Below are 11,078 nucleotides of genomic sequence, written 5' to 3'. Positions count from 1 at the left end.
ACCCCTAATCCTTCTTGCAGTATCATAGCTTCGCTTGTTATACGAGATCTTGGTCCCAACCAGCCAAATCATGTTTAAGCAAGTAGGGGGCGAACGGTTTAGTTGACGGGGTCCAAGCCCCACGGGCAGGAACGTTCTACCCCAGCTACCGTTATCATATATCGATATAAAAATTGTTCAACCAGAAATATCTGGCTGACCTTATAATACGATCGGGGCAGGATAGTTAAAGAATAACCAAAATTTAGTACCAACTACTAAAATCTAGCGTTAAAATTAAAATAGATTATCTTTATAGCTCATAAAATACTACTAATTTTTAAGGAGAGATAAAATGAATTCTTTTGATTTATTGTTAGAATCAAGTGAACAGTTAATTGAGGAAGTTAAAGAATTGGATTATGAAAAAATAAATGATAAACCTACTATGGATAAGTGGAGTATCTCACAAATTTGCCATCACTTATATTTGTCAGAAAATCTATTTACAAAGGCTATAGAAACTGGGTTAAAGGATAAAGACCATGAAAGTGTTGTACATAAACCTATACATTTAGTTTCTGATAGAACCAAAAAATTTGAATCACCAGAAATTGCTAAACCATCTGAAGAACCTTTAAGTGTTGAAACTATTTTAATTTTTTTAACCCAATCAAGAGAAAATTTATTAAATATTCTTCGTTCAATCGATGATAAGTCTATCCTATCAAAAAAAACAGCGAACCATCCTGTATTTGGTGAATTATCTTTAGAACAATGGATTGAATTACTGTACTTACATGAGCAAAGACATATTGAACAAATAAAAGATATAAAGTTTTCTAACTCCTATGTATGATAGGTTACTAAGAGGTTTTTAATGGGTTCTATAATTTAAATATGTGAAGGAATGTACTTAAACTAACGGGTGCTTTACTTTAATAAGAGAGTTGCTTTGGCACCTCTTTTTCTTATGGAACTATCGGAGCAGTTTACTTCTATAAGAAACCAAATGACATTTATGATATTATATGTAATAAAAATACATAAGAGCCAAACAAGGGAGAGTTATTAATGTTTCCAATATTAGAGACAGAAAGACTAATACTAAGAGAAATAACAAAAGAGGATGCAGAAGGTATTTTTGCTTGTTTTTCTAACAACAATGTAACACGTTATTATGGACAAGAAACATTACAGAGTATAGAGCAAGCAGAGAAGTTCGTTGACTTCTTTTCAAAAAACTACGATGAAAAAAGAGGCATACGCTGGGGGATTGAGAGAAAAGAGACCAAAGGAATAATTGGAACAATTGGCTTTAATGCTTGGTTACCTAAACATAAAAGAGCAGAAATAGGGTATGAAATCCATCCAGAGCAGTGGAGAAAAGGATATGTTTCAGAAGCAATAGCTAAAGTTCTTTCATATGGCTTTGATGTTATGGATTTAACTCGTATAGGTGCTGTTGTATTTATTGACAATGAAGCATCTAATAATTTACTAACTAAAATTGGTTTTCAAAAAGAGGGAGTTTTGAAGAAATATATGTATCAAAATGGTGAAGCTCACGATACCTATGTCTATTCATTACTTGAAAGTAATAAGTAATTAAGTCTTCAGCCAACAGGTGCGTTAGTTGAAGATCAGAGCTGTCTTTAAGGCAGCTCTTTCTTTATGCAACTTTCGGGGCAGGTTAGTGCAATAACAATCCTTTGTAAATCTTATTTTGTTTTATAATGAAAATAAAATCTTAACTATTATAGGAGAAAAAATGTTTAATAAAATTAAGACTTGGGCGAGGAGTCTAAAACGACAGATTTTTATACTTTATTTTGCTTGTAAAGATGTACGGATGCCTTGGTATGCAAAAGTATATACGGCTTGTGTTGTAGCTTATGCATTCAGTCCCATTGACCTAATACCTGATTTTATCCCCATTCTAGGCTACCTAGACGATGTAATTCTGGTTCCAATAGGGATAATGATCGCATTAAAGATGATACCAAAGAGTGTATTAACCGACTGTGAAGTTAAGGCAGAAGAAATGATGAAAAATGGTAAGCCGAAGAATTGGATAGTCGGCACAATAATCGTAATGATTTGGGGCTTAATCATAATATGGGCTATTATTAATATTTATCGCTTAATGAACTAACGGGTGCGTTAGTTCATTAAGATGAGCGAACTGTGGTTTTGAAATAAAGATTGATAATTTATAAAAAGGATTGATAAAACAGCTTGTTGGTTGGGGAAATCACAAGCTGTTTTTCTGTTGAGGTTCAAAGTACAATAAAAGTAAGAATTTGCATATTATGATATATGTTACTAGATTCGAATATTTAAATTTGTGGACAGTTAATAGATAAATTATATAAGGAGGAGTAATAACATGATTCAACATCTTAGAAAAGGCGATAAGATTGGTATTTATACGCCTTCATCTCCTGCAACTGTAACGGCTCAGAAGCGTTATTTGCGAGCAATACAATTTTTAGAGTCAAAAGGTTTTATTATCGTAGAAGGGAAACTAACAGGAAAGGCAGATACATATCGTTCAGGTACACCGAAGGAACGTGCAGATGAATTAAACGCATTATTGCGTGATCCCGAAATTAAAATGGTAATGTCCACGATTGGTGGAGCAAACTCCAATAGTATGCTCCCTTATATTGACTATGCAGCATTGAAGGAAAATCCAAAGCTAGTTGTCGGTTATTCAGATGCAACAGCTACTCTTTTAGCTTTATATGCAAAAACAGGGATTTCAACTTATTATGGACCAGCTCTGATCCCATCTTTTGGTGAATTTGAGCCTCTTGTAAATGATACATATACTTATTTTAAAAATTACTTTATGAAAGAATCAACGCTGCCATATGAAGTGCCGATACCAGCATTTTGGTCAGATGAAGCCGTTAACTGGCTTGAAAAAACGACAGAGAAAACCCTTTTTTTAAATGAGTGGGTAACAGGAAAATCGGGTGTTGCAGAAGGTAGATTAATTGGTGGAAATAATAATGCGATGTATGGGTTTATCGGTACAGAATATTTCCCTGAAATTGAAAAGGGAGATATTTTACTGATTGAGGATTGTACAAAAAATGCGTCAATTGTTGAGAAAAATTTTGCGATGTTAAAGCTACATGGAGTATTTGACAAGGTAGCAGGCATTATTTTAGGCAAACATGAACGATTTGATGATTTAGGGACAGGAAGAAAACCACTTGAAATTTTATTAGAGCAACTAGACGGTAAAGATATTCCGATTTTAGCTGAATTTGATAGTTGTCACACGCATCCAATGCACCCATTAGCAATTGGAAAAAAAATAAAATTAGATGCAACTGCGAAGAATGTGTATTGTACGGAGAAATGGATTTAATTTTAATATGGGTAGTATTACAATTTATAATTTTCTCAACTAACAGGTACGTTGGCTTAAGTTCGGAGCTGTATTTAAGGTAGCTTTTTCTTTTATGCAACTAAAGGGGCAGGTTAGTTGTATAAGGTTATTCAGTTTTTTTAATAAAAGGGACATAAAATAAATAAAACCCGACACAATAAAAATGAACTATATAAGGGGAGGTTTTATGTCGGTGTTGAAGGTAAAGAGAGGAAAATATGAAACAAACACATAAAAATATACGGCCTCTCTTCGTTTCCCTCTCCGTTCTTTTGTTCTTATCCCTTACAGGATGTTGGAGCAGTCATGAAATTGAAGAGCAAAGTTTAGGAATAGGTTTGGCATTTGATAAAGGCAAGAAGTCCTTCATTGAGAAAGAGTTAAATGAACAAGGAGATGGATATTTGAGAAAAAACCTGATTACTTCAACCTATCAAATTATCACTCCACAAGTAGCAAATTCAATAACGAAACAATCAGGACCACAACAAAAATCTTATGTTAACGTTTCTGAAACGGGAGATTCCATCCTTCAAATGACTCGTGAATTATCATTGAGAAGTGAACAACCCTTAGACGCTCACCATATGAAAGTGATTGTTATCAGTGAAAAGCTTGCAAAATCGTATGGTTTGGAGCAATTACTTGATTTTAATCTTCGTGATAATGATTTTAGACCTAGCTGTCTTGTGCTCATTAGTAAAGGAAGAGCAAGCAAAACACTGGAAACAAAGACAGCAGGTGAAATTCCAGCGTTTCGCCTTGTTGGTATTGTAGAAAATGCATATCGAACAACGAGGATTTTGCCTCCTATGTCGCTTATTAATATAGAAAGCAAGATCCATTCAAAATCTAGTTTTCTGTTGCAAAATGTACTATCAGTGAATGGGGAAGTCAAATTTGCGGGAGCTGCAGTGATCGATGGAAAGACACACAAAATGACTGGTTTTTTAAATGAGGAAGAACTGGAGGGCGTAACATGGATAACAGGTAAGGGGAAAGGCGGTGTAGTGAAAAGCTTTGATAAAGAAACCGGTCAACTGATTGTGTATGAAATAGAGTCCATGAAAAGCAGTATCGTAACTCGAGTTAAAGGAGACAACATCTCTTTTGATATAAACATTGAATCAGTGGGTAGACTGTCTGAAAATTGGGTGGTTTCGGGAGATTCTTTTAAAAATGAATTTCTCAAAAAAGCAGAAAAATTATCTGAAAAAGAAGTGAAACGCTTGGTGGGGAATGTATTAGAAAAAATGCAAAAAGAATACCAAGTGGATGTTGCTGGCTTCGGAAATCGATTGAGAATTGAGCACCCCAAAGTATGGAAGAAAGTCAAAAAGGATTGGGACCAAACATTTAGTGAAACTCAGATCACCTACGATGTAAAATTAACGATTAATGATTATGGAACATCAGGAGGATCAAAGAAGCGAGCCCTCTGATTCAATACATTGAATCTTCAGGTACAGCAACAATTATTAGCAATAATGAAAATGCAAGTTATGGAGAGTTTGATAAAGATAATGCAAAAGTCCTGAAAAAAATTTTCTTAATTAACGGGTGATTTAGCTGAAGATCGGAGCTGTCTCTAAGGCAGCTTTTTCTTATGGCACTAACGGGGCAGGATAGTTCTAGAAGCGTAGCTTATTCGAACTGTGACTATTGACTATTTTTATCAAAACACCTAAAATTTAGTAATTGTATTAATTAGGCGGTGTGAATTTGTTAACTAATATAGGAATTCCAGGATTAATTCTATCTTCTCTTTGCGTAATATTAGTTTTGATTTTACTAAGAAAACTAGTGCAATCTATTAGACGGTAAAACCGTCTTTTTTTTTGTCATAGTATATGTCACCTCTACAATAAGTCTTATGGCACTAACGGGGAAGGATAGTTCAATAAGCGATTTTTAGAATAATGTGTAATCTCACAACACCTTTGAGTTGCAGAATACACTCAACAAATTCATAAGGTATCAAAAAAAGGCAACAGTTTAAATAAGCAGAATTCGCAAAGTGATTTCTGTTTATTTTTTTAACTTAGGCTTTTGTTTGGGATGTTATGCTTTTTCTAAAAATACTTTAACATTTTGAAACTTTTTATAAAATATATTCCACTAATAGTCGAAAGGAGTTGAGAGAGAGATGGAGTTTCAGAATGATAAGATGGTAAAAAAAGCAATCAGGGGCAATAAAAAAGCTTTTGAACAACTCATAAAACAGCACTATGAACGAATCTACCGGACTGCTTATCTTTATGTACATAACGAAGAGGATGCATTAGATGTCGTTCAAGAGACGACATATCAAGCTTATAAGAGTATTCACTCGTTAAAGCAACCAGATTACTTTATGACATGGCTTACCAGGATCATTATCCGATGTGCTGGTCATATTCTCAAAAGAAGAAATAATATTGTGCCACTAACAGACGCAATATTGTCTAATTTATCGGTAACCTATCATTCAGTTCATGACGAAGCAATAGATCTATTAAATGCGATCGGACAGTTAAAAGGGAATTATAGATCCGCCATTATTTTGTTTTACTACTATGATTATTCTATTAAAACCATTAGTGAAATCATGGAGATCCCCGAAGGGACTGTAAAAACTTATTTAAGTAGGGGGAAAGCCGAATTAAAAAAGTCCTATAAAAATGAGGAGGGCAAATGTAATGGATAACAAAGAAGTAAAAAGTGCTATTGAAAAAATAGTTGTACCAAAAGAAAAAGTGTTTGGCGCTATTGATAAAGGCTTAAAAATGTCAGGGCAAGGTAGGAAAATAAAGAAAAAGAAAGCTCTTGCAGGTTCGGCTGCTGCAGTTGCTCTTCTTGGAATCACCATTGCTTCTGGATTTGTTAATCCTACAATGAATAAAGTATTGGCTAATACTCCTTTAATAGGCGGGATTTTTCAAGAATTCAATGATTCAATGGGCGTGGAACTTGCGAATCAAGATGCAGTTACAGAATTAAATCAATCCTTAACTAAAAATGGAGTGACTGTAAAACTCACCAGCGCTTATTTTGATGGCAATGTGGTATCAATTACAGGATTTGTAGATGAAGATGTTGATAAAGGGCATAACGAAAAAGGGGAAGTAAGCTTTGATATGAATTTTGAACACAACAAAGGGGATAATGACCCTTGGTTGAATGGAAAGTCGACAGACATTAGGAAGGTCAAGGGGGGATACAATTTCCAATGGAAAATGGAATATCCATATAAATCATTTAAGGAGAATTCTACTCTCCCCATAACTATTCATTATATTAACGGGATAAAAGGTGAATGGAATTTTGATATCCCTATTCAGCAAGAAAAAAACAGTACACTTGTTATTGATGAGGAGCAAGGATACCCGGAAGATGAGGTCAATATCCGTATAAAAGAGATTCTTACCGCAAAAGCGTCATCTTCGCTTATTTATGAGACGGTGGAAAAATACAAAAATGATGAAATTTATATACTAAAAGCAATTGATAATAAAGGAAAGGTATATAGGTTTGGAAACGGAACATCTCTAGAGGGGGCAGCACTAGAGGATGGATATCATAGTACTGCTCGAACAAAAATGACCAAGCTGAACTCAAATACTACTTCACTTACTTTTTACCCGCAGCTATCTGTTGCAGACCCAAAAGTACAACAGCTATTGGACAAAAAATCGTTTTCGTTAAAAAGCAAACGGCTCAATTTAGGCCTTCAGGTAAATGATATAACCAAAAAGGGTAGTAAACTAGTAATCGATTATCAATTTACAGGGCTCTCCAAGGGATTGAGTAAACATCAGCTTGATTTATTTGAAAATAATTTGAAATATGAATTATTTTTGATAGATAAGGAAGATATAGGGGTAATAGATCCTGAAAATCCAATATCAACTAAAAATCATAGCATTCGCATGGATACAGTGAAAACTATCGATAAAAAGACAGCGCACTTCCAATCTACTTTTGACTTAAACGGAGCAGAAAGGATTGAGAATTTTAAGCTAGAAAATACAATGTTGCTATTTGATTTTTCAAGCTTTGTCCCAGCTAAGGAATTAAAACCATTTACTGTTTACTTCCGGTAAGGAATGAATAAACAATTAAAATTAAAGTAGCTCATTTTAGGAAACATATTGTTGATGAGTGGAATTTTACTAGGGCATTGAATAATTAGTAATATCCGGGCGATGACTTATGTAAGTCACCGTCTTTTTTTATTAGTTAGAAGTTTGTGAAATTTTGTACTTAAACTAACGGGGCAGGTTAGCTGAATAGGTTATTATCAACTCCAAAGGATTTATGGTAATATTTAGGTATTGTTGAATTGGTGGTGAAATAAATGGAACCTAAATGGCTTGAATGGGCGAAACAACTCCAATCCATTGCACAGGCGGGATTAACTTATTCGAAAGATGTATATGACTTGGAAAGATTTGAATTGATAAGAAATATAAGCGTTGAAATATTGTCGCATCAAACAGATATGAACAAGACAGTAATAAAAGATCTGTTTGCTAATGAAACTGGTTATGCGACTCCTAAAGTAGATATTAGGTCAGTTGTCTTTAGAGATAATAAGATTTTAATGGTTAGAGAAAACACTGATGGAGATTGGTCTTTACCAGGAGGTTGGGGCGACATAGGATTAACTCCCAGTGAAGTTGCAGTCAAAGAAGTAAAGGAAGAATCAGGGTTTGATGTTAAAGCAATTAAATTGTTGGGTGTCCTTGATAAGAAGTGTCATCCACACCCTCCTTCACTTTATCACGTTTATAAAATGTTTATCCTATGTGAAATAATTGGTGGACAACCTAAAGAAGGAATAGAAACGAGTGCAGTTAAGTTTTTTGCTGAAAATGAACTACCATCATTATCAATAGCTAGAAATACAGAATCACAAATTGAATTGGCTTTTAAACATTTACATAATCCACAAGAACCTGTCTATTTTGATTGATTTTTCAAATGGGTGTGCCCCCAGTTATAGAACTAACGGGTGCGTTAGTTCATTAAGGAACACAAAAATGATCGATTTTTTTATAAATGAATAATCCAATAAAAATATTATAAGGGCATGTTTTGATCAATTTTTTTCAAAACATGCTCTTTCCATTTATTCATTTATCAAGGTTTCTTGGATTAATTTGATCAAACTTTGTTTCAAAGCTATAGGAAAGCTATAGGCAGAAGAACCAACAGTCCCTATTGCATAAAAAAAGCCTAATTTTCTCTATTAATTAAGAGTTAAATTGGGCTTTTTAATTGAAAAATATCTTAGCGTTGTAAATCCACATTTTCCTGACTGTACCCATTATAGCCTAGTCCTTTTTTAATTTTAGACAAAATTATTTATAGTTAAAAACGTTATTAGACAAACAAGTAAACTATTTTTGTCAATTTTTTGTTAACCTTTTTTTTACTTAAACGTTTTAAAGGTGGGAGGTCGGAAATGAATGATTACATGATGGGGAAAAAACTTAACGAAATATTGAAATTTGTTTACTCATACCTGTTGAAAATGGGTGCTTCAAAGGAAGATGCAGAAGATATTGTTCAGGATACTGCTTATAAATTCTTACAATATATTGATTCAGTCACAAATACACAAAGTTGGCTTTTTAGAGTAGCAGTAAATCAATACTATGACTTGACCCGTAAGAAATCGAGGCGGAAAGAAATATTATTGAAATTTAACATACATGAACTATTCGAGGAAGACACACCTGAAATTGCCCTCTTACAAAGTGAATTAGTGAAAGATATACATGAACTGTTAAAAAGATTAAAACCAAAATATAGACAACTACTTCTTCTCAAATATAGTACGGGATTGAAAATAAATGAAATAGCAGAATTATATGGCATGAAAGAAGGATCCGTTAAGACCATTCTTCACAGGGCAAGAAAAGAATTTATAGAACAATATAGGAGGTATGACAATGAGCAAAGAAAATGAATTTATACCTAAAGATTTTGAGTTTGAGAAATTAGTGAAAAAAGCAAAGAGACGCTCAATGCTAAAAATGGTGCTCATTTCTTTAAGTATTAGTTTAATCGTTTTAACTGGTCTATACTTTATTGGTGATACAGTAATGAAAATGAAAATGGAAAAGGAAACTAGTTTAGATTCAACTTGGAATGGAATTATGGGAGCAAATATTGAAGAACAAGGAACAACTTATAATTATTCTCCGATTTCAGCAACAACAAAAACAAAGTTAGTTAAAAAAGTTGGAGGGGTACCAATCCCATGGGGAGAACAGGAAAAAGTCTTTACTATTTTTGGAACATCAAGATTGATTACTACTGATGGTCCCTCAGGATCTGGGAGTATTGAGGATGAGAGAATTCCTTTATTTTACCAAGGAGAAAGAGTAATTGAATTTTATCACCCAGAAGTTAACTATAAGCAAATTTTTGATGACAGGGTTTTACTTAATCAAATTGATGATAACTCCGTCGTAGAAATGGCATTTTCATTTAATAAGGGCTATTCAATAGAAGAAGTTAACAAAGTTTTTAAAGATCAATTAGCTTGGTATTGGGTAGATACCTTTAGTAAGGATGACATAAAAGAGCATAACGAGTTAAATGAAGAAGAGAATATTTCTAGAGGACATACCATAAGTGGATTTGAAGCATATGGATTTCAATATAATAATCATCCAAAAACTGAGCCAGGATTTAATTTTATATCTATCCTAGAGATGATAAAATCCGATGGTGGAAATTATCAGAATGAGGCAATTGAAATTTACAATAACATTACTAATAAAGGTAAAATTAAACTAGAACCTGAGAACCTTAAAATTATTGGTGTAGTAGTTACAGGGAAACCTAGTGATTTAAAAAAGTATAATGACAATTCTATGATAAATGGTGCTACCTTAGGAGCCACAACAGATCAATATTAGTATTATCAGTGAGTAGAGTGGATCAATCTATCCTGATTGATGTATATAAGATGCTCATTATTATTTAGGCGGGCTGTTGGGGTTGGAATTACAAATGCTAAGGAGGAGTACAGTTGTTACGACACAATGTGATATTCCTGATAGAGCCAAGCAAGATCTTATTGTTGCCCTTATTACATTGAAATATATCTTTTCTCTTTTCGTAATATTAGTTTTGTTTTTACTAAGTGTAAAAGAGACAGAATTTTGGACAAGGAGATATAAAGTGAAGAAATGAAAAAAAAACGAGTTTTTCTAGGGATAGGTGTGCTGATGGCCGCGTTTATACTTTTTTTAGTCTATGATTACTTAGACAATCAGAAAAAGGAAGAGCAAAGCCGAGCATTCATGGAAGAAAGCAATAAGGTAATTAATGAATATGATATTATAGCGCTCGGAGTCAATCCAGATAACAAAACGATTAAAGTCCATGTGCCGATAGAGGAAGAACAACGGAATGAACTGGCCTATTCTTTGGCTCAAATCGCCCAAAAGCATGGCATGGAGGATTATGAAGTCATAGTTAGAGCTATAAGAGATGGGTACCCAGTTGTCTATTGAAAGCCTTGTGAAGGATTGTACTAAAACTAACGGGTGCGTTAGTTGATTAAGGAACACAAAAATAATCAATCTTTTTTATAAAAGAATAATCCAATTAAATATTATAAGGGCATGTTTTAATTAATCTTTTTTCAAAACATGCTCTTTCTATTTATTCATTTATCAAGGTTTCTTGGATTAATTTG

The 11,078-nt window shown here is 33.5% G+C and carries 11 protein-coding genes; all 11 read left to right on the top strand.

Annotated features, from left to right (window positions below; all coding sequences use genetic code 11):
* Window positions 1-334: 334 nt before the first annotated feature.
* The 11 genes from ACIQ0C_RS26660 (at window position 335) to ACIQ0C_RS26610 (ending at window position 10,893) form a co-directional block, all read left to right on the top strand.
* A complete protein-coding gene (locus ACIQ0C_RS26660) occupies window positions 335-838 on the top strand; it encodes a DinB family protein (protein WP_403065743.1) in 504 nt (167 codons plus the stop codon).
* Between the two features lie 215 nt (window positions 839-1,053).
* Entirely contained in the window at window positions 1,054-1,587 is a 534-nt protein-coding gene (locus ACIQ0C_RS26655; RefSeq protein ID WP_403065740.1) for a GNAT family N-acetyltransferase, read from the top strand.
* A gap of 163 nt (window positions 1,588-1,750) precedes the next feature.
* Window positions 1,751-2,134, top strand: coding sequence for a YkvA family protein (locus ACIQ0C_RS26650; RefSeq protein WP_403065737.1), 384 nt, complete (start codon window positions 1,751-1,753; stop codon window positions 2,132-2,134).
* Window positions 2,135-2,368: 234 nt separating this feature from the next.
* Window positions 2,369-3,361 carry a S66 family peptidase gene (locus tag ACIQ0C_RS26645; RefSeq protein ID WP_403065734.1) on the top strand — a complete coding sequence of 331 codons (993 nt, stop codon included), beginning with the start codon at window positions 2,369-2,371 and terminating at the stop codon, window positions 3,359-3,361.
* Between the two features lie 239 nt (window positions 3,362-3,600).
* Window positions 3,601-4,824 (top strand): Ger(x)C family spore germination protein, encoded by a 1,224-nt coding sequence (locus tag ACIQ0C_RS26640; RefSeq protein ID WP_403065731.1) that lies wholly within the window; start codon window positions 3,601-3,603, stop codon window positions 4,822-4,824.
* A 704-nt stretch (window positions 4,825-5,528) separates the two neighbouring features.
* Complete coding sequence (locus ACIQ0C_RS26635; protein WP_403065728.1) at window positions 5,529-6,068, top strand: sigma-70 family RNA polymerase sigma factor; 540 nt, start codon at window positions 5,529-5,531, stop codon at window positions 6,066-6,068.
* Entirely contained in the window at window positions 6,061-7,464 is a 1,404-nt protein-coding gene (locus ACIQ0C_RS26630; RefSeq protein ID WP_377386532.1) for a DUF4179 domain-containing protein, read from the top strand. Before ACIQ0C_RS26635 ends, ACIQ0C_RS26630 begins: the two co-directional genes overlap by 8 nt.
* Window positions 7,465-7,718: 254 nt before the next feature.
* Window positions 7,719-8,336 carry an NUDIX hydrolase gene (locus ACIQ0C_RS26625; protein ID WP_403065724.1) on the top strand — a complete coding sequence of 206 codons (618 nt, stop codon included), beginning with the start codon at window positions 7,719-7,721 and terminating at the stop codon, window positions 8,334-8,336.
* Between the two features lie 492 nt (window positions 8,337-8,828).
* Window positions 8,829-9,335: an RNA polymerase sigma factor gene (locus tag ACIQ0C_RS26620; protein WP_061461601.1), complete on the top strand. Its 507-nt coding sequence runs from the start codon at window positions 8,829-8,831 to the stop codon at window positions 9,333-9,335.
* Entirely contained in the window at window positions 9,319-10,293 is a 975-nt protein-coding gene (locus ACIQ0C_RS26615; protein WP_367240633.1) for an anti sigma factor C-terminal domain-containing protein, read from the top strand. Before ACIQ0C_RS26620 ends, ACIQ0C_RS26615 begins: the two co-directional genes overlap by 17 nt.
* Window positions 10,294-10,566: 273 nt before the next feature.
* Window positions 10,567-10,893, top strand: a complete 327-nt coding sequence (locus ACIQ0C_RS26610) for a YolC/YozM family protein (protein WP_367240632.1) — start codon at window positions 10,567-10,569, stop codon at window positions 10,891-10,893.
* Window positions 10,894-11,078 lie beyond the last annotated feature (185 nt).

Source organism: Peribacillus sp. NPDC096448, assembly GCF_044762675.1.
Taxonomy (GTDB): domain Bacteria; phylum Bacillota; class Bacilli; order Bacillales; family DSM-1321; genus Peribacillus; species Peribacillus frigoritolerans_B.
Note: the sequence above shows the minus strand (reverse complement) of the source record. Positions and strands in the feature narration are given on the sequence as shown.